This window comes from Yoonia sp. TsM2_T14_4 (genome assembly GCF_049602355.1).
Taxonomy (GTDB): domain Bacteria; phylum Pseudomonadota; class Alphaproteobacteria; order Rhodobacterales; family Rhodobacteraceae; genus Yoonia; species Yoonia vestfoldensis_A.
Genome location: NZ_CP187137.1, coordinates 666,623 through 686,574, shown reverse-complemented (window position 1 = coordinate 686,574; position 19,952 = coordinate 666,623). Strand labels below are relative to the sequence as shown.

General features: G+C 61.3%; 16 protein-coding genes and 1 tRNA gene. 5 read left to right on the top strand and 12 right to left on the bottom strand.

Going from position 1 to position 19,952, the window contains the following annotated elements; genetic code table 11:
• Positions 1–4: 4 nt before the first annotated feature.
• From mraY to ACPF9B_RS03235, 9 genes are all read right to left on the bottom strand, one after another.
• The gene (gene mraY / locus ACPF9B_RS03275) at positions 5–1,087 is read right to left on the bottom strand and encodes a phospho-N-acetylmuramoyl-pentapeptide-transferase (RefSeq protein WP_424179211.1); all 1,083 of its coding nucleotides are present in this window, start codon (positions 1,085–1,087) and stop codon (positions 5–7) included.
• Between the two features lie 12 nt (positions 1,088–1,099).
• A complete protein-coding gene (locus ACPF9B_RS03270) occupies positions 1,100–2,530 on the bottom strand; it encodes a UDP-N-acetylmuramoyl-tripeptide--D-alanyl-D-alanine ligase (RefSeq protein ID WP_424179209.1) in 1,431 nt (476 codons plus the stop codon).
• Positions 2,527–4,005 carry a UDP-N-acetylmuramoyl-L-alanyl-D-glutamate--2,6-diaminopimelate ligase gene (locus ACPF9B_RS03265; protein WP_424179207.1) on the bottom strand — a complete coding sequence of 493 codons (1,479 nt, stop codon included), beginning with the start codon at positions 4,003–4,005 and terminating at the stop codon, positions 2,527–2,529. The genes ACPF9B_RS03270 and ACPF9B_RS03265 overlap by 4 nt, the downstream gene beginning before the upstream one ends.
• A gap of 11 nt (positions 4,006–4,016) precedes the next feature.
• Complete coding sequence (locus ACPF9B_RS03260) at positions 4,017–5,798, bottom strand: peptidoglycan D,D-transpeptidase FtsI family protein (RefSeq protein ID WP_007205410.1); 1,782 nt, start codon at positions 5,796–5,798, stop codon at positions 4,017–4,019.
• A complete protein-coding gene (gene ftsL / locus ACPF9B_RS03255) occupies positions 5,798–6,157 on the bottom strand; it encodes a cell division protein FtsL (protein WP_007205411.1) in 360 nt (119 codons plus the stop codon). The genes ACPF9B_RS03260 and ftsL overlap by 1 nt, the downstream gene beginning before the upstream one ends.
• On the bottom strand, positions 6,157–7,137 hold the full coding sequence (gene rsmH, locus ACPF9B_RS03250) for a 16S rRNA (cytosine(1402)-N(4))-methyltransferase RsmH (protein WP_424179204.1): 981 nt from the start codon (positions 7,135–7,137) through the stop codon (positions 6,157–6,159). The genes ftsL and rsmH overlap by 1 nt, the downstream gene beginning before the upstream one ends.
• Before the next feature lie 7 nt (positions 7,138–7,144).
• Positions 7,145–7,639 carry a division/cell wall cluster transcriptional repressor MraZ gene (locus tag ACPF9B_RS03245; protein WP_007205413.1) on the bottom strand — a complete coding sequence of 165 codons (495 nt, stop codon included), beginning with the start codon at positions 7,637–7,639 and terminating at the stop codon, positions 7,145–7,147.
• A 565-nt stretch (positions 7,640–8,204) separates the two neighbouring features.
• A complete protein-coding gene (locus ACPF9B_RS03240) occupies positions 8,205–8,693 on the bottom strand; it encodes an N-acetyltransferase family protein (RefSeq protein WP_424179202.1) in 489 nt (162 codons plus the stop codon).
• Positions 8,690–9,763 carry an Mrp/NBP35 family ATP-binding protein gene (locus ACPF9B_RS03235; RefSeq protein ID WP_007205416.1) on the bottom strand — a complete coding sequence of 358 codons (1,074 nt, stop codon included), beginning with the start codon at positions 9,761–9,763 and terminating at the stop codon, positions 8,690–8,692. Before ACPF9B_RS03235 ends, ACPF9B_RS03240 begins: the two co-directional genes overlap by 4 nt.
• 250 nt (positions 9,764–10,013) lie before the next feature.
• On the opposite strand from ACPF9B_RS03235, the gene ACPF9B_RS03230 reads away from it, so the two are divergent.
• A complete protein-coding gene (locus ACPF9B_RS03230; protein WP_007205417.1) occupies positions 10,014–10,229 on the top strand; it encodes a DUF1127 domain-containing protein in 216 nt (71 codons plus the stop codon).
• 404 nt (positions 10,230–10,633) lie between these two features.
• Here ACPF9B_RS03230 and ACPF9B_RS03225 read toward each other — a convergent pair whose 3' ends face one another.
• Positions 10,634–11,086, bottom strand: coding sequence for an Lrp/AsnC family transcriptional regulator (locus ACPF9B_RS03225; protein WP_424179200.1), 453 nt, complete (start codon positions 11,084–11,086; stop codon positions 10,634–10,636).
• A gap of 72 nt (positions 11,087–11,158) precedes the next feature.
• On the opposite strand from ACPF9B_RS03225, the gene ACPF9B_RS03220 reads away from it, so the two are divergent.
• Positions 11,159–11,758 (top strand): LysE family translocator, encoded by a 600-nt coding sequence (locus tag ACPF9B_RS03220; RefSeq protein ID WP_424179198.1) that lies wholly within the window; start codon positions 11,159–11,161, stop codon positions 11,756–11,758.
• Here ACPF9B_RS03220 and ACPF9B_RS03215 read toward each other — a convergent pair.
• Entirely contained in the window at positions 11,755–14,148 is a 2,394-nt protein-coding gene (locus ACPF9B_RS03215; protein WP_424179196.1) for an ATP-dependent helicase, read from the bottom strand. The two genes, ACPF9B_RS03220 and ACPF9B_RS03215, sit on opposite strands and share 4 nt — an antisense overlap.
• Before the next feature lie 139 nt (positions 14,149–14,287).
• Between ACPF9B_RS03215 and ACPF9B_RS03210 the strand changes: the two genes are divergently transcribed.
• The 3 genes from ACPF9B_RS03210 to ACPF9B_RS03200 all read left to right on the top strand — a co-directional run bounded on the left by ACPF9B_RS03210 (position 14,288) and on the right by ACPF9B_RS03200 (position 19,243).
• Positions 14,288–15,427 carry an alpha-hydroxy acid oxidase gene (locus tag ACPF9B_RS03210; RefSeq protein WP_424179194.1) on the top strand — a complete coding sequence of 380 codons (1,140 nt, stop codon included), beginning with the start codon at positions 14,288–14,290 and terminating at the stop codon, positions 15,425–15,427.
• A gap of 59 nt (positions 15,428–15,486) precedes the next feature.
• Positions 15,487–18,930, top strand: a complete 3,444-nt coding sequence (pyc, locus tag ACPF9B_RS03205; RefSeq protein ID WP_424179192.1) for a pyruvate carboxylase — start codon at positions 15,487–15,489, stop codon at positions 18,928–18,930.
• A gap of 238 nt (positions 18,931–19,168) precedes the next feature.
• Positions 19,169–19,243: transfer RNA gene (locus tag ACPF9B_RS03200), tRNA-Gly, on the top strand.
• 67 nt (positions 19,244–19,310) lie between these two features.
• On the opposite strand, the gene ACPF9B_RS03195 is transcribed toward ACPF9B_RS03200, so the two are convergent.
• Complete coding sequence (locus ACPF9B_RS03195) at positions 19,311–19,937, bottom strand: hypothetical protein (RefSeq protein ID WP_007205423.1); 627 nt, start codon at positions 19,935–19,937, stop codon at positions 19,311–19,313.
• Positions 19,938–19,952 lie beyond the last annotated feature (15 nt).

Genomic DNA, 19,952 nt, shown 5'->3' with positions numbered 1-19,952 from the left:
CGGATCACCGGACCTTCAGCGTGGCAAGACCGACCATCGCAAGGATCAGCGCGATGATCCAGAAGCGGATCACGATCTGCGGTTCGGACCAGCCTTGCTTTTCATAATGATGGTGGATCGGGGCCATCAAGAACACCCGCTTTCCGGTGCGCTTGTAATACAGCACTTGGATAATGACCGAGAGCGCCTCGACTACGAACAGGCCACCGACGATGGACAGCACGATTTCATGCTTGGTCGCCACGGCAATCGCGCCCAGCGCGCCGCCCAGCGCCAATGATCCGGTATCGCCCATGAACACGGCAGCGGGGGGCGCGTTATACCACAAAAACCCCAAACCGCCGCCGATCAACCCCATGGTAAAGATCAGCAATTCACCCGTATCTGGCACATAATGCACATCCAGATATTGCGTGAAATCAACGCGACCGACAGCATAGGCGATAACCCCGAAAGTGCCTGCCGCGATCATCACCGGCATGATCGCCAGACCGTCCAGACCGTCAGTTAGGTTGACCGCATTGGCCGACCCCACGATCACGATCACCGCGAAAGGCACAAACAGGATGCCAAGGTTGATCAGCGTGTCCTTGAAGATCGGCACAGCCAATCGGTTGGTCAGATCGTCGGGATGGTATTGCGCCGCCCAATAGGCCGCAATCGCCGCGATGGTGATGCCCAGCAGGATACGCACCTTGCCCGACACGCCCGATGTCGTCTGTTTGGACACTTTGGCGTAATCATCGGCAAAACCGATAGCGGCAAAGGACAGCGTCACAAACAGCACCATCCAGACGAACGGATTATCGAGCCGCGCCCAGAGCAGCGTGGAAAAAGTCAGCGCCCCCACGATCAGCAAACCGCCCATCGTCGGCGTGCCGGCCTTGGCGAAATGCCCTTCAGGGCCGTCGCTGCGGATCGGCTGGCCCTTACCCTGTTTGCGCCGCAACACGTTGATCAGCGGCCGCCCAAAGATGAACCCAAAGACCAACGCCGTCAAAAAGGCCCCACCGGCACGAAAGGTGATATAGCGAAACAGGTTAAAGACGTCGCCGCCATCCGAAAGTGCCGTCAGCCAGTAAAACATGAGTTGATCCTGTTATTCATCACCGCGGCGATGCCCGAGTTTGCGGATCGCGTCAACGACCAGCGATACCTTGCTGCCTTTTGATCCTTTGACCAGCACAACGTCGCCTGTGTCCACCAGCCGCGTGGCTTGCGCGGCAAGTTCAGCCGCGGTGGCCGCCCATTGCCCGCGTTTGCCCTGCGGCAAAGCTTCCCACAGATGGCGCATCAACGGCCCTGCGCAATGAATCAGGTCAAGCTGCTGCAGATGGGGGTTCTGCGCCATGGCAGCATGCATCGCGACCTCGTCCGTGCCCAATTCCAGCATATCACCCAGAATGGCGATCTTGCGCCCCTTGACGATCCGCCCGACCCCGTCTTGCGGCTGGCCTGCGGCGATCACCTCGAGCGATGCGGCAAGCGATGTGGGATTGGCGTTGAACGCATCGTCCATCAGGTCAATCGTTTCGAATTCATTGGCCAGATCAAGCTGGATGATCTCGCGCGTGCCACGCCCCGCAGGCGGCACCCAAAGTGCCAGATCAAGCGACGCTGCGACAGGGTCCGCCCCAAGCGCGGCCACCACCGCCAGCACACCCACCGCGTTCAGCCCGAAATGCCGCCCCGGCACTGACAGTTTGAACAGGTAATCATGCCCGGGCGAGGTGGCACCGATCACCGTCACATCCCGCGAGATGCGCAGATCGCTGATCCGCCATGCGCCTGCGGTTTCACCAAACAGCACGATCTGCGCGCCGATATCGCCTGCGCGGTCCTGCAGGATCGCCGTTGTCGCAACATCGCCGTTCAGCACCGCGATCCCGCCCGGTTCCAGCCCGTCGACGATGGTGGCCTTTTCAGCCGCGATCCCCGCAAGGCTTTCGAACGACGCCAGATGCGCTGCTGCCACGGTCGTGACCATCGCCACATGCGGGCGGGCCATGCGCGACAAAGGCGCGATTTCGCCCGGATTGCTCATCCCGATCTCGATCACCGCGAAATCGGCATCGGCAGGCATCCGCGCCAGCGTCAGCGGCACGCCCCAGTGGTTGTTATAAGACGCCTCTGCGGCATGGCATTTGCCTTGGCGGCTCAGCACGGTGCGCAGCATTTCCTTGGTCGATGTCTTGCCGACCGATCCGGTGATTGCCGCGATCCGCGCGGTGCTGCGCGCGCGCGCAGCGATGCCCAGCGCCTCCAGCCCTTTCAGCACGTCAGGGACGACCAACAGCGGCGCATCGGATGCGACACCGTCGGGGCGGTGGCTGACAAGTGCGGCAGCAGCCCCTTTTTCCAACGCCATGGCGACGAAATCATGCCCGTCGCGCACATCTTTCAGGGCCACGAACAGATCGCCCGGCTGCAAGGTCCGTGTGTCGATCGACACGCCTGTCGCGACCCAATCGCCTTGTGTAACACCTTGTGTCGCGGCGACGGCCTGTTGGGCGGTCCAAAGTGCGGTCATATCCGCCCCTCCAAGGCTGCGACGGCAACGCTGGCCTGTTCGACATCGTCAAACGGCATGATCGTATCCCCGATGATCTGCCCGCTTTCATGGCCCTTGCCCGCGATCAGCAGCGCGTCACCCGGTTGCAGCATGTCGATGCCGCGCAGGATCGCCTCGGCGCGGTCGGCGACCTCGGACAGGCTGTCACAACCCTGCGCACCGGCCAGAACGGCGGCACGGATGCTGGCGGGGTCTTCGGAACGGGGGTTGTCGTCGGTGACGATCACGCTGTCGGCAAATTCCGCCGCTGCAGCGCCCATCAGCGGGCGCTTGGTGCTGTCACGGTCGCCGCCTGCCCCGATGATCGCCACGATCCGGCCCATCACATGCGGGCGTAATGCCTTGAGCGCGGTTTCCACGGCATCAGGCGTATGGGCATAATCGACAAATACTGCCGCCCCGTTGGCGCGGGTCGCGGCCAGTTCCATCCGGCCTCGCACGGTGCCAAGCTGCGACAAGGCGGCGAATACCTCCAGCGGATCAGCCCCTGCGGCGATCACCAATCCGGCCGCCAGCAGCACGTTTTCCGCCTGAAACCCGCCGATCAGCGCAAGGCGTGCATGATGCGGACGCCCCTGCCATGTGAACAACAGATCCTGACCCGTCGCATCGAACCGCTGGCCGGTCAGGCGCAGGCGGGCGTCATCACTGCGCCCAACGCCGATCACCTCTTGCCCGCGCTGGGTGCAGATCGCGGCAACGACCGGCCCCTTGGGATCGTCCAGATTGACGACGGCCACGCCATCCTCGGCCAGCACACGGGTGAAAAGGCCCATCTTGGCCGCGAAATACGCCTCGAACGTGCCGTGATAATCCAGATGGTCCTGCGTGAAATTGGTAAAACCCGCCGCCGCCAGCACCACGCCATCAAGGCGGCGCTGGTCCAGCCCGTGCGATGATGCCTCCATCGCGACATGGGTTATCCCGTGGCCTGCGGCCTCGGCCAGCACGCGGTGCAGGGTGATCGGTTCGGGAGTTGTGTGTTTCAGCGGATAGGCCCAGGCACCCTCGACACCGGTGGTGCCAAGGTTGACGCCGGCCAGCCCCATCTCTTCCCAGATCTGGCGGCAAAAGCTGGACACCGATGTCTTGCCATTGGTTCCCGTCACCGCAACAACAATCCCCGGATGCGCCCCGAACCACAGCGAGGCCGTCTGCGCCAGCGTCTGGCGCGGGTCTTCGGCGACGATCACTGCGGCGTCGCTGGCGGCCAGTACATCCGCGGCGATCCGCGCACCTGCGGCATCGGTCAGCACAGCAGCAGCGCCCATGCGCAGCGCATATTGGATGAATTCCGCACCATGGACCTTTGCCCCCGGCAAGGCGGCGAACAGGCTGCCCTTGATCACATCGCGGCTGTCCACGGCCAGGGATGTGATGGTCGCATCGCGGCCCTGCGCTGCCGTCAGTCCCAGCGCGGTCAATGTCGTCATCACAGGCCCTCTTAGTTCGCGGTCAGTACTATACTGTCAGGGTCGCCCATGTCCATCTGCGGGCGCAGGCCCAGCAAAGGCGCTGTCCGGCGGATGATTTCAGCAGCGACAGGCACAGCGGTCCAGCCTGCGGTGCGGCGCGGCTCGGTGCCGGATGTTTCCACCGGTTCATCCAGCGTGGTGATCAGCACATATTGCGGGTCACTGGCCGGAAACACCGATGCAAAAGTCGCGATGACCTTGTCGTCGTAATAGCCACCACCCGCCGCGCGCGGCTTGTCCGCAGTGCCGGTCTTGCCGCCAACGGCATAGCCCGCGACATCGCCCATAGAGGCTGTGCCCTCGGTCACTGTTGCGCGCAGCATATCGACAACGGATTGGCTGACCGCGGCGCTGATAACGCGCGGGCCGGGTTGCGGGTCTGGATTGCGCAGCAGGGTCGGTGCGACCTTGGTGCCGCCGTTGACCATCGCTGCATAAGCCGCCGCCAGATGCAAAGGCGACGACGACAGGCCGTGGCCATAGGAAATCGTCATCGTCGAAATCTCGGACCAATTGCTGGGCAACAAGGGAGCGCCGGTCGGCGCTTCGATCAATTCAACAGGTGTTGCCTGCAAAAGCCCAAGCTGGCCAAGGAAATCACGCTGTCTTTCTGCGCCAATCTGCATCGCGATCCGCGCCGTGCCAACATTGGAGGATTTCACGATCACCTTGGTCACGCTGTTCTGCGCCCCGTAATTGCGGAAATCGCGGATCCGGAAACGCCCCCAAGTCAGCGGGCTGGTGGTATCGACCATCGTGTCGGCGTCTACCAGTCCCAGTTCCATCGCCTGAGCGACGGCAAAGATCTTGAACACCGATCCCAGCTCGTAAACCCCCTGCACCGCGCGGTTGAACAAAGGGCTGTCGGACTGATCGCCGGTAATGGCAACCTGCGGGCGGCTGTTGGGGTCGAAATCGGGCAAGGAGGCCATGGCGATAATCTCGCCCGAATGGATATTCATCAAGACAGCTGTGGCACCCTTGGCATTCATCAGCGCCATGCCGCCCGCCAGCACCCGTTCAGTGGCGGCCTGAATCGATAGGTCGATGGATAATTGCAGCGGCGCGCCTTCATTGGCGGGGTCGCGCAGGAAAGGGTCAAACTGGCGCTCGACGCCGGCCACGCCGATCACCTCGGCGCTGGACACGCCTTCGCGGCCATAGCGCGTGCCGCCCAAAATATGCGCGGCCAGCGATCCGTTGGGGTAAAGGCGCATTTCGCGCGGGCCAAACAGCAGACCGGGGCTACCGATGTCATGCACGGCCTGCATCTGTTCGGGGCTCATCTGGCGGCGCAGCCACAAAAAGCGCCGTTCGCCGGTGAAATCAGTCAGCAGCCTGTCGGCATCCATTTCCGGAAAGATCGCCGCCAGCTGCGCCGCTGTGCGCGCGGGGTCGACCATCTGGCGCGGATGCGCATAAAGCGAGAATGTATCAAGGTTTGTGGCCAGCAACCGCCCGTTGCGGTCCACGATATCGGCGCGCTGGCCGATGATCGGGTTGCCTTCGGCGGCCGCGCGCGGCTCTTCTGGGACCGACGAGGCGAGCGTGCCCATCCGCCCGCCGATGACCACAAAGGCGCAAAAGAACATCAGCCCCAGCAACAGCAACCGGCCTTCGGCACGGCTGCGCGCCTTGTCCTGTGTGGCGGCATGGCGGCGGGCGCGGTTTTCGGCCTCGATCATATCAGGGTTTTCGCCCGTCTCGCGGGCTTTGAGGATACGGGCCAGGGGCCGCAGCGGCGTGCGCATCACAATGGGTCCTCGCCTAGGTCAAGCGTGTCATTGGAGATTTCAATCGGGTCGGTGATCGGCTGGATCGGCGGGATCGGATAGATGATCTGGTCCACATGTCCAAACGCCTCTGGCTGCAAAGACAACAGGCCCAGCCGGTCGAAATTCAGATCCGCCAGATCCGCCAGCCGGTCGGGCCGGTTCAGATAGGCCCATTCCGCGCGCAGCATCTGCAACCGGTCATGCGCAGCACCAATTTCGGTATAAAGCCCGCGTACCTCGCGCACGGCTGCCTGCGTGGTATAGTTTTCCTGATAGGCCCAGAACCCCGAAGCAATGACCGCCAATGCCGCAAACACATAAAGAAAACCCCGCATCAGTGGCCCCCCTTCTTGCGCATCATCGGCATGCCCAGATCCGCCGGATCAAGGCTTTGCGCGGGCGCATCAGTGCGGATCGCCACCCGTAGCTTGGCCGAGCGTGACCGTGGATTTTCGGCCAGTTCCTGTTCGTCCGGCCCGATCGCCTTGCGTTTGTCGATGCGAAAGGCGGGGGTCACCTGCGTGGTTTCCGGCGCATAGCGGTTGGCATTGGCGTTGTTGCCCGAACGTGCCTGCAAGAACCGCTTGGCCATCCGGTCCTCGACCGAATGAAAGGTCACGACGGCCAGTTGCCCGCCCGGTTTCAGCGCGCGTTCGGCGGCCATCAGCCCCATCGCCAATTCACCATATTCATTGTTCACCGCGATCCGCAGCGCCTGAAAGGTGCGGGTGGCGGGATGCGACTGGTTGGGCTTGGCGCGCGGCAGGCAGCTTTCGACGATTTTCGCCAGCTGGCCCGTGGTCGTCAGCGGACGGGCAGCGACAATCGCCTTGGCGATACGGCGCGACGCGCGTTCTTCACCGTAAAGATAGATGATATCGGCCAGTTCGGCCTCCTCTGCGTCATTGCACAGATCAGCCGCCGACAGGCCCGATTGCGACATGCGCATATCCAGCGGCCCGTCACGCATGAACGAAAAGCCGCGTTCGGCCAGATCAAGCTGCATCGAGCTGACGCCAAGGTCCAGCACCACGCCATCCAGATCCTGCGCATAGGTATCAAGCTGGGAAAACACGCCTTCCTGCATCACGATGCGGTCGCCATAATCCGCAACCCAACCGGCGGCCATCTGGAACGCCAGCGGATCACGGTCCACCGCGATCACCTTGTGCGCGCCTGCGGCCAGCAGCGCACGGGTATAGCCGCCATTGCCGAATGTACCATCCAGCCAGACCCCCGTCACGGGGCCGACAGCGGCAATCAAAGGCCGGATCAGGACAGGTATATGCGGGGTTTGATCTGCGGCAGCGGACATTTCGGGCCTATCCGTCCAGCAGGATCAGCGGATCATAGCCTTCGGGCTTGTCCGCAAGATAGGCTGTCAGCGTGCTGGACACGTCACTGTCATAGCGGTCGGCCTTCCAGATCTCGAAATGGTCGCCAAGGCCGCTGAAGGTCAATTCACCATCGGTGATGCCCAGTTTCTGGCGCTGCTTGATCGGCATGACAGTGCGCCCATCCTTGTCCACGTCCAGCTTGATCGACTGGCCGATAATCAGGCGCGACAGGATCTGCTTGCGCTCGGACCCGCGCGGCAAAGCGTTGATCTGGTCCACAACCTTGCCAAATTCGGCAACGCTATAGCCCTGAAGCTGATTTTTAAGATGATCACCATAAAGCAGATACATGCGCGGGGTGCGGTCGGGGGTCCATTCGGGGTCACCGGATTCCAGCACGCGACGAAAGTCAGCCGGGATCGACATGCGCCCCTTGCTGTCCACCTTTTGGGTGTGTTCGCCCGTGAAATTCAGTTCCAACGCCCTCTGCCTCACCTTGTCCGTCCGGAACGCGCTTCCGGATGTGAAAACGGCGGATTGTGCTGCTGCCACTGCACAATCCGCCGCCCTCGTCCCATCTCTGGGAAAGTCCGACTGCGCGTGCCACCTGGGGGGATGTCTGCTCGCTCACGCGCCGGATCGTTTTTGAAGTGATGCCGAAGCCTGTATGAAACCTGCTTTTGCCGGTTGGGGTTCTTGATTTGCCCCTTTGAAGTCGTGTCCGTCATCACCGTGCAACACTTCTGCCATCGCGCGAAGCTGTGATCAAGGATTTTTTGGGATTTCATGGAACTCGATGGGCAAACCGCCATCATCCATGGGAATCATTTCGCCGCGTTTTGGACCAATTATGCGCAGATGTTGCGGACGGTGCGAAATGGCACACTATATAAAGCAGTGTCAGGTGTTTTGTGCATGATGCAAAGAAACCGCAGTTCTGCCACCTTTGGCATCAGTTTTGCAGATCATTGCTCGCCTTCATTCACGCAAACCTCATGAAAATGATTCGGATGCGTGATTGATTCCATGAATTCCCGACAACGCGTCAGCTCAGGCGTTTGTACATCACATGCGCCGCCACAAACCCCTGTTCGGGGTGCTGGAACGCATCGGGAATGGTGCCAATGGTGGCAAAGCCAAGCCGGTGCCACAACTGGACAGCGCCCTGATTGCTGGCGAGCACGAAATTGAACTGCATCGCAAGATAGCCCATAGCGCGCGCCTGATCCTGGCTATGCAGGCACATCTGCGCGGCCAGCCCCTGCCCGCGCGCCGCAGGGGCCACGATATAGCCGCAGTTGCAGATATGCGCACCACCGCCCGGCTGGTTGGTGCGGATATAATAGGTGCCGACCACAGCACCATCCAGCACCCCCACATAGGTCGCGGCGGGCTGTTGCATCCAATAGGCGAAAGCGGCGTCCCTGCTGATCGCAGGATCAACGGCATAGGTCGTGCCTGCGCGAAACACATCACGCAGGATCGGCCAAAGCGCGTCGAAATCCGCCGCAACCGCCCGCCGGATCGTGATCACGCCATGCCGCCCGCGATCAGGCGGCGCGCGATGGTGGCATAAGCCTCGGCCATGGGTGACGATCCTGCCGCAATCGGCGTGCCGGCATCGCCCGCCAGCCGCGTATCAAGGTCAATGGGTAAGGCGCCCAGAAACGGCACACCGATCTTGTCAGCCTCGGCCGCCACGCCGCCATGGCCAAAAATATGCGCCTCATGACCACAGCTGGGGCAAATATAGGTGGACATATTTTCGATCAGGCCCAGAATCGGCGTGTTCAGCGTGTTGAACATATCCAGCGCCTTGCGCGCATCCAGCAGCGCCACATCCTGCGGCGTGCTGACCACGATTGCCCCGGTCAGTTCGGTTTTCTGGCACAGCGTCAGCTGCACATCACCGGTGCCCGGCGGCAGATCGACCAGCAACACGTCAAGTTCGCCCCAGGCCACCTGCCCCAGCATTTGCTGGAGCGCGCCCATCAGCATCGGGCCGCGCCAGACGACCGCCTTGTCGGGGTCCATCATCAAGCCGATGGACATCATCGTGACACCATGCGCCTGCAGCGGGATGATCGTCTTGCCATCAGGGCTGCCGGGGCGTTTGTTCACGCCCATCATACGCGGCTGGCTGGGGCCATAGATATCGGCATCCAGCAGACCGACCCGCCGCCCCTGCCGCGCCAGCGCCACGGCAAGGTTGGACGACACGGTGGATTTGCCGACCCCGCCCTTGCCGGACCCGATCGCAAGGATGCGGTCCACACCGCTGACCTTGGCGGGGCCGGCCTGCGGGGTCGGATGGCGGCCGATCTTGAGCGACGGTGGTTCAGCAGGTTTCGGCGCGGGGCCATGGGCCGTCAATATGGCGGCGACGCTGTCAACACCGGGCAAGGCCAGCACGACCTGTTCAGCCGCACGGCGCACACCGTCCAAACGCGTGGCGGCGGCGGGCGTCTCAGCTTCGATCACGAAACTGACCTTGCCTGCGTCGATCGTCAGCGCGCGGACCATGTCACGCCCCACGATATCACCGCCATCGGGCAGCGTGATCCGGGCCAGGGCGGTCATGATGTTTTCTTGGGTTACGGCCATATCGACGGCTCCTTTTCAAATGCGCCTGTTTTTCCGTCAACTTCTGGCACGTTTTGAGCAAGACGCAAGGGCGCAGCCCCACCTGCCTAATTTTGCAACACTCAGATGACATTAGGTCAGCATAACTTATGCATTTTCTGCATAGCAGCATTGACCGATCAGCCATTGTGCAGGTGCAGCATTATCTTACATGATGGACACAAGCGAACGGCGAGCCTGCCGCGACCAGTACAACGAAATGAGTAGTGACATGACAACCTTTAACATCACGCTTCCGACAAGCATCCCATTTTCGGATCGTCTGGCCAGCCTGCGCGCCACGCTGTCCGACAAGATGGCCAAGCGCAAAGTGTTTCAGACCACGCTGAACGAATTGCAGTCCCTGTCCAACCGCGATCTCGCGGACCTGGGCCTGTCGCGCTCTGCGCTGCGGGGCATCGCATTCGAAGCCGCTTACGGCAAGTAATTCAAGAATCGGATCTGCTGCCTCCTCCCTGAAAAGGCAGATCTGACAGACCCCCGCGCTCTACCTCCTCCCGGAGCCAGGGGTCATGATTAAGGCGGCGGCGCCCACCTCCTCCCGGGTGCCGCCGCTTTATGACACAGGTTTCGGAACCGCCCACCTCCTCCCGGGCTGGGACCGATTTTACCGCCGACGGCGCCCACCTCCTCCCGGGCAAAGTTGGCGAGGACGCGCCTTGCTTCTTCTCCTCCCGAGACGCAAGGAGGCGCTGATAAAAGAGAACGGTCATGCCCACCTCCTCCCGGGCATGGCCGTTTTTTTATGCGCGGTTGCAGGGGGCGCTGCCCCCACCCCGGATTAATTCCGGGGTCCCCCCGGAGTATTTTTGGAAATAAGAAGTCGGCGGATCAGGCCCGCGTATCCTTGGGTGATCCCATGACCATATAGCTGGTGATCGCGCGCACATGCGGCACAGTGCCAAGGATATCGGTGTGAAACGCCTTGTAGGCGGGCAGATTTGCGACCTCGACCCGCAGCATGTATTCGAACGCGCCTGCCACGTTGTGACATTCCGTCACCTGATCCGCGCCTTGCATTGCTGCCTCAAAACCCATTTGCGCGGCCTTGGTATGTTCCGACAGCCCCACAGCGACATAGACCACATAGGCCCGACCCGTCTGCGCAGGATCAAGCCGCGCGCGATAGCCTTTGATCACTCCGCTGCGTTCCAGTTCCTGCACGCGGCGCAGGCAGGCCGAAGGCGACAGCCCGACCTGTTCGGCGAGCTGCAAATTACTGATCCGGCCATCGCGGGACAGAGTGTGCAATATATCGGCGTTAATCTTGTCTATAGTCGTCATATATTGCATTCATAACCCAAAACTACGCAACTTGGCAATTACATTGCGCGATTTACCCACTATTGTTGCGTGATGAGTTATGACATCCTGATCGCCCTTGTGGGCTTTGCCTTTGCCTCGTCTGTCACACCGGGGCCGAATAATGTGATGCTGATGGCATCGGGGGCCAATTACGGGTTGCGGCGGACATTGCCGCATATGCTGGGCATATCGGCCGGTCATGCATTTATGGTGTTCATGGTCGGTGTCGTTCTTTTGGGCGTTTTCCTGACCTATCCTGCATTGAATATCGTGCTGAAAGTCGTCAGCGCCGCCTATATGCTGTGGCTGGCCTGGAAAATCGCCAATGCAGTGCCGCCAGAGGCGAAAAAGGTCACGGGCAAGCCGTTTACCTTTTTGCAGGCAGCCGCGTTCCAATGGGTCAACCCAAAGGCCTGGTTCATGGCAATCACCGCGATCAGCGCCTATGCGCCGCAGGACCGCGGGCTGGTCGTGGGGTCGCTGATGGTGGCGGGGGTTTTCGCCACAACCAACCTGCCCGCCGTCACGATCTGGGCCTGGATCGGGGTACAGCTGCGCCGCTGGCTGGGCACGGCGCGCCGGTTGCGCATGTTCAACATCACCATGGCATTGCTGTTGGTGACGTCATTATGGCCGATGCTTGTGGGTTAGAACGGCACGTCATCGGCGGCATCCGCGCTGACGATGAACCGCGCGACGACATGTTTGGTCCCGGCCTTGTCAAAGGCGATTTCGAGCTTGTCGCCCTCAATCCCCAGCACGTTCCCATAGCCGAATTTCTGGTGGAACACGCGATCATCCACGCTGAAGGCGGAGATCGCAGTCACGTCGATCGTCATGTTGCGCGCCTCGGACGGGACGCCCAAACCGCGCTGTTGGCTGCGGGTCTGCAGCCGCCGCCAGCCTGGCGAATTATAGACATCGGCGTCATGCGCCTTTTGGTGCAGGTCAGACCCCGCCGCCCCCATGATCGCAGGGGACGCACTGGCCGCCATCCCCGCCGCCCCGAACCCGCCGCCATAAAGGCCCGGCGGCGTCAGCACCGCGACATCGCGGCTGGGCAATTCATCGATGAACCGCGACGGCATCTGCGATTGCCACTGGCCGTAAACGCGGCGGTTGGCAGCAAAGGAAATGGTGCAAAGCTCTTCGGCGCGCGTGATGCCGACATAGGCAAGGCGGCGTTCCTCCTCAAGCCCTTTCAACCCGCTTTCATCCATCGAGCGTTGCGAGGGGAACAGCCCATCCTCCCAGCCTGGCAGGAACACAGAAGGGAATTCCAGCCCCTTTGCCGCGTGCAGGGTCATGATGCTGACCTTTTCGCCCGCTTCCTCGGTCTCGTTATCCATGATCAGGCTGACATGTTCCAAAAACCCTTGCAGATTCTCGAAATTCTCCAGCGCTTTGACCAGTTCCTTGAGGTTTTCGAGCCGTCCCGGTGCCTCGGGCGTTTTGTCGTTCTGCCAGAAACCTGTATAGCCGCTCTCGTCCAGAATAATCTCGGCCAGCGCGACATGGGTATCCGCCTCGGCGCGGAGCTGTGCGTGCCAGCGGTCCAGCCCTGCGACCAGTTCTGTCAGCTCTTTCAACCCCTTGCCACCCAGCAGCCGCCCTTGGCAGACCAGCCGCGCGCCTTCAACCAGCGACACGCGATTGGCACGCGCGGTGCGCTGGATCGTCTGGATCGCCTTGTCGCCCAAGCCCCGCTTGGGCGTGTTCACGATCCGCTCAAACGCCAGATCATCGGCGGGCGATACGGCCAGCCGGAAATAGGCCATCGCATCGCGGATTTCCATCCGCTCATAGAATCGCGGCCCGCCGATCACGCGGTAGGGCAGACCGATAGTCAGAAAGCGGTCCTCGAACGCGCGCATCTGGTGGCTGGCACGCACAAGGATCGCCATACTGTCCAGTCCCAAGGGCGCCATGCCACGGGTGCCGCGTTGGCTCGCCTCGATTTCTTCACCGATCCAGCGCGCCTCTTCCTCGCCGTCCCAATGGCCAATCAGGCGTACCTTTTCACCTTCCTCGACAGAGGTGAACAAGGTCTTGCCCAACCGGCCCTTGTTGGCGGCAATCACGCCTGACGCAGCAGCAAGGATATGCGGGGTAGACCGGTAATTTTCTTCCAACCGCACCACATGGGCGCCCGGAAAATCCGCCTCGAACCGCAGGATATTGCCGACCTCGGCGCCGCGCCAGCCATAGATCGACTGGTCATCATCGCCCACGCAGCAGATATTCTTGTGCCCCGCCGCCAGCAGGCGCAGCCACAGATACTGGGCGACATTGGTATCTTGATATTCGTCCACCAGAATATAGCGAAACCGCGTTTGGTACTGGCGCAGCACATCGGGGTGTTTTTGGAAGATCGTGACCATATGCAAAAGGATATCGCCGAAATCGACAGCATTCAGGTCGATCAGACGGCGCTGGTAGGCGGCGTAAAGATCCACACCTTTGCCGTCAAAGGCCCCGCTTTCGGCGACAGGCACCTTGTCGGGTGTCAGCGCCTTGTTTTTCCAGCTATCTATGATCCCCGCCAGCATCCGCGGCGGCCAGCGTTTTTCGTCGATGTCGGATGCCACGACCAATTGCTTGAGCAGGCGCAACTGGTCGTCGGTATCAAGGATCGTGAAACTCGATTGCAGCCCCACCAATTCGGCATGACGGCGCAGCAGTTTGGCGCTGACCGAATGAAACGTCCCCAACCATGGCAGACCTTCCACCGCCTCGCCCATCAACGCAGCGATGCGGTGCTTCATCTCGCGCGCGGCTTTGTTGGTAAATGTGACTGCCAACACCTCTTGCGGGCGCGCGGACCGTGTGGCCAGCACATGCGCGATCCGGCTGGTCAGCGCCTTGGTCTTGCCGGTCCCCGCCCCCGCCAGCATCAAGACCGGCCCGTCCAGCGTTTCCACCGCCTGCCGTTGCGCAGGGTTCAGCCCGTCCAGATAGGGCATCGCAGGCCGCGCCATCGCGCGCTGGCTCAACGGAACGGCGGCCGCCTCAAAGGCATCATCTTCGGAATAATCACTCATTCCCCAGACATAGCGCCATCACCGCGCCATGAAAAGCCTTGTTCTACTTCCGTTCCATCCCATCTTCCGAGCAAAAATATCCCCGCCGGAGGCATCGCAGCCATTGCAAATGGCGCGAAATCCACCCTAACGTCGCGGCATGAACGCCCATGCAAAATACCCCGCGATATCCGACCTGAAAACCCGTGCGCGGGGCCGTATCCCGCATTTCGTCTGGGAATATCTTGACAGCGCGACAGGGGTCGAGGCCACGCAAAGGCGCAACCGTACCGCGCTGGATCAGGTGCTGCTGAACCCCTCGATCCTGCATGGCGAATTCGCGCCCGATCTGTCCACCACCCTGCTGGGGCGCGACCATCCGCTGCCGATCGGGATTGCGCCCTTGGGCATGTCGGGGCTGATCTGGCCAGGGGCAGAACAGATGCTGGCGCGCATGGCCGCGCGCGAAAACATCCCTTATACTTTGTCCACCGTGGCCAGCCAGCTGCCAGAGGATGTCGGCCCGCATGCAGGCGATCAGGGCTGGTTCCAGCTTTATCCACCGCGCGATCCGGTGATCCGCGACGATATCTTGAACCGCGCAAAGAGTGCGGGGTTTCACACCCTAGTGCTGACGGTCGATGTGCCCGTCGCCTCGCGGCGCGAACGCCAAACCCGCGGCGGGCTGACGCAGCCGCCGAAACTGACGCCACGGCTGGCGTTGCAGGCGGCGCGCTGTCCGGCTTGGCTGCTGGGCATTAGACAGACCGGCATGCCGCGCCTACGGCTGATGGAAAGCTATAGTCAGGTCAAAGGCTCGCTGCCCTCCAACCAGCACATCGGCTACCTTTTGCGCACCTCGCCGGATTGGGATTATTTCAAGGCCCTGCGCGATGCATGGGATGGCCCTTTGGTGGTCAAGGGCGTGGGCCGCGCCGTTGATGCCGCCCGCCTGACCGACGAAGGGGCGGATGCAATCTGGGTCAGCACCCATGCAGGCCGGCAGTTCGACGGCGGCCCCGCCAGTATCGAAACCCTGCCCGCGATCCGTGCTGCCACCCCGCTGCCGGTGATTTTCGATAGCGGCATAGAAGGCGGGCTGGACGTTTTGCGCGCGCTGGCCTTGGGGGCGGATTTCGTGATGCTGGGCCGCGCCTTTCATTATGGCCTTGCCGCGATGGGCGAGGCGGGGGCGGCTCATGTGCTGGATATCCTGCGACAGGACATGATTTCCAACATGGGCCAGCTGGGCGCGCGCAGCCTCAAAGACCTGCCCGCCTGCCTGCGCCAAACCCCTTAACCATCTGGACGTCTCCAGATTTGCCGCTTACCAATGCTGCAACTGCGAAGGGGACGACAATGACCGAATTCAAGAAAATCCTGATTGCCAACCGTGGCGAAATCGCGATCCGCATCATGCGCGCCGCCAACGAGATGGGCAAAAAAACCGTCGCCGTCTATGCCGAAGAAGACAAGCTGGGCCTGCACCGTTTCAAAGCGGACGAGGCTTACCGGATCGGCGAAGGCATGGGGCCGGTCGCGGCCTATCTGTCGATTGACGAAATCATCCGCGTCGCCAAGATGTCCGGCGCGGATGCGATCCACCCGGGTTATGGCCTTTTGTCGGAAATCCCCGATTTCGTCGATGCCTGCACATCACACGGGATCACTTTTATCGGCCCCAAAGCGCAAACCATGCGCCAGTTGGGTGACAAGGCCAGCGCGCGCCGTGTGGCGATAGAGGCTGGCGTGCCGGTCATCCCCGCGACAGAAGTGCTGGGCGATGACATGGACCTGATCCGCAAACAGGCGGCCGAGGTGGGCTATCCCCTGATGCTCAAGGCGTCATGGGGCGGTGGCGGGCGCGGGATGCGCCCGATCATGAATGAAAAGGAACTCGAAGAAAAAGTCCGCGAAGGCCGGCGCGAGGCTGAAGCCGCATTCGGCAATGGCGAAGGCTATCTCGAAAAGATGATCATGCGCGCCCGCCATGTCGAGGTGCAGATTCTGGGCGACAGCCATGGCCAGATCTACCATCTGTGGGAACGCGATTGTTCGGTCCAGCGGCGCAATCAAAAGGTGGTGGAACGCGCCCCTGCCCCGTATCTTTCCGAGGTGCAGCGCCAACATATTTGTAATCTGGGCAAGAAAATCTGCGCCCATGTGAATTACGAATGTGCCGGCACGGTCGAATTTCTGATGGATATGGACAGCGGGGATTTCTTTTTCATCGAGGTGAACCCGCGTGTGCAGGTCGAACATACCGTCACCGAAGAAGTCACCGGCATTGACATCGTGCGCGCGCAAATCCTGATCGCGGAAGGCAAATCACTGGTCGAGGCAACGGGCTGTGCTTCGCAATATGATGTCAAACTTGACGGTCATGCCCTGCAATGCCGCGTGACGACCGAAGACCCGCAAAACAATTTCATCCCCGATTACGGGCGCATCCAGATGTATCGCAGCGCCACGGGGCCGGGCATCCGGCTCGATGGTGGCACGGCCTATTCGGGGGCGGTGATCACGCGCTATTACGACAGTTTGCTAACCAAGGTCACCGCCCGCGCCCCCACGCCTGAAATGGCGATTGCGCGGATGGACCGCGCCTTGCGCGAATTTCGTATCAGGGGGGTATCGACCAATATCGCCTTTGTCGAAAACCTGCTGAAACATCCGACCTTTCTGAACAATGAATATCACACCAAATTCATTGACGAGACGCCGGACCTTTTCAATTTCACCAAGCGCCGCGACCGCGCGACCAAAATCCTGACCTATATCGCGGATATCACCGTCAACGGGCATCCCGAAACCGCAGGTCGTGCGCGCCCCGCCGCAGATATCCGCCTGCCGCGCCCGCCGGTGAAACCGACCAGCAACCTGACGCCGGGCACCCGCAACATCCTTGACACCCAAGGGCCAATGGCCGTGGCGCAATGGATGCGCGACCAAAAACAGGTGCTGATCACCGACACGACAATGCGCGACGGGCATCAATCCTTGCTGGCCACGCGGATGCGGTCGATCGACATGATCAATGCCGCCCCCGCCTATGCCGCGAAAATGCACGGTTTGTTCAGCGTTGAATGCTGGGGCGGGGCGACATTTGATGTGGCTTACCGGTTCTTGCAGGAATGTCCGTGGCAGCGGCTGCGCGATATCCGCGCTGCCATGCCCAATATCATGACGCAGATGTTGCTGCGCGCCTCCAACGGCGTGGGCTATACCAATTACCCTGACAATGTCGTGCAAAGCTTTGTCGCGCAGGCGGCGATTTCGGGTGTTGATGTGTTTCGCGTCTTCGACAGCCTGAACTGGGTCGAAAACATGCGCGTCGCGATGGATGCAGTGATCGACGCGAACAAGGTCTGCGAAGGCACGATCTGTTATACCGGCGATTTGCTGGACCCTGCGCGCAGCAAATACGACCTGAAATATTATGTCGCCATGGCAAAGGATCTGGAATCGGCCGGCGCCCATGTGCTGGGGCTGAAGGATATGGCGGGGCTGCTCAAACCCGCCGCGGCCAGCATTCTGATCAAGGCGCTGAAGGACGAGATCGGCCTGCCAGTGCATTTCCACACGCATGACACATCGGGTGCGGCGATTGCCACGGTGCTGGCAGCCGCAGCCGCAGGTGTGGATTGCATCGATGCGGCGATGGATTCCTTTTCGGGCAACACATCGCAACCCACACTGGGCTCGATTGTCGAGGCTTTGCGCGGCACCGACCGCGACACCGGCCTTGATATCGCGGCGATCCGCGAGATCAGCAATTATTTCGAACAGGTCCGCGCACATTACACGGCCTTCGAATCGGGGCTGCAGGCCCCCGCGTCAGAAGTTTACCTGCACGAGATGCCCGGCGGGCAGTTTACCAACCTCAAGGCACAGGCGCGGTCCTTGGGGCTGGAAGACCGCTGGCACGAGGTGGCGCAAACCTATGCCGATGTGAACCAGATGTTCGGCGATATCGTCAAGGTCACGCCATCCTCCAAGGTCGTCGGCGATATGGCACTGATGATGGTCAGCCAGAACCTGACCCGCGCGCAGGTCGAGGACCCGAAAGTCGATGTCTCTTTTCCCGACAGCGTGATCGACATGATGCGCGGCAATCTGGGCCAACCGCCAGGTGGCTGGCCTATGGCGTTGCAGAAAAAGATCCTCAAAGGCGAGGCAGCACAGACCGACCGTCCGGGCAAGGCGCTCGCCCCCGTTGATCTTGCCAAGACCAAGGCGGATTTGCAGGTGAAATTCGAGGATGTGATCATCGATGACGAGGATCTGAACGGATACCTGATGTATCCCAAAGTGTTCATGGATTACACCGCGCGCCACGAAATCTATGGCCCCGTGCGCACCCTTCCGACGCGGACCTTTTTTTACGGGATGGAACCGGGCGAGGAAATCGCCGCCGAAATCGACCCCGGCAAGACCCTCGAAATCCGCATGCAGGCCGTGGCCGACATGAACGAGGATGGCGAGGTCAAGGTGTTCTTCGAACTCAACGGCCAGCCCCGCACGATCAGGGTGATGAACCGTCTTGCCGCCGCCGACAAGGTCCAGCGCCCCAAGGCAGAACTGGGCAACACGGGCCATATCGGCGCCCCGATGCCCGGTGTCGTGGCCAGCGTGGCGGCAGTGGCGGGCAAACAGGTCAAGGCAGGCGATCTGTTGCTGACGATCGAGGCGATGAAGATGGAAACCGGCATCCATGCGGAACGTGACGCCGTGGTCAAGGCCGTGCATGTCCAGCCCGGCAGCCAGATCGACGCCAAGGATCTGCTGGTCGAGCTGGAATAATCTGCCCAAAGGGGCGCAACACCCACTTGCGCCCCGCCCTTGCACTTCTCTTTTCCAAAAATACTCCCGCCGGAGGCCCCCCTGACCAGCTGGCACCCCGCCAAGGCTGTCTGCCGTAGGGCGGGGTTCACCCCGCCCCCCCTGTCGCTGCCCCAAACACCACAAAAAACACGAGGCTCTGCAATTTTGGCCTTGCGGACCACGCCAAGTATTTGTAATCCACGCCTCACCAACGGATGCGGGCGTAGCTCAGGGGTAGAGCATAACCTTGCCAAGGTTAGGGTCGAGAGTTCGAATCTCTTCGCCCGCTCCAATTGGTTCACTGGCCCAGAGGGCCGCTTGCAAAGGCCGCCTTTCAGGGCGGCCTTTTGCGTTACAGATCAGGCAAATGCCTTGATGGCGCCGTCGCGCGGCGGCATCGCTGGGGCATTGAGCACCGGATGCGGGCGCACATCGGCGTAATCGCCCCAGCTGCGCCGCCCATCTGCCACGCTGTCATGTGCAGCGGGCGCGGCCGAAGCGGCGTCATCTTCTGCGCCCCAACAGGCTGCATCATCCTGCGCGATCAGGTCGAGGTCTTCTTCACCCTCGCCCATATCCGCAGCATCGGCAGCAAGCTGACGATCAATACGGCGGGCCACCTCTGCCGCGTTGGCGACGGCAGACAAAAAGATCTGGCTAACCAGCGCCGTCTCTGTCTGCGTGCCGATCAGCGCGTACAGACTGGGGATCAGCCCATAAAGATCATCCATCACCTCACGCCCCTCATCGGTCATGATGATGGTGCTGACATAGGGATTGCGCCGTTCGGCGGACAGGGCCAACGTATGGGTCAGCTGCGTGCCGACCCGCTGATCCATGACCATAAGGTCGATCATTTCGGCATGGATCATTGCCTGGGCAAGGTCGCGGCTGGTCACGCACAGGGTCTGGAACCCATTGCTGGCCAGAATATGGGCTGTTTGCACCGCATCGGCGGCGTCGGCGCGCAAGATCATTGCTTTCATCGGATTCTCCTGACA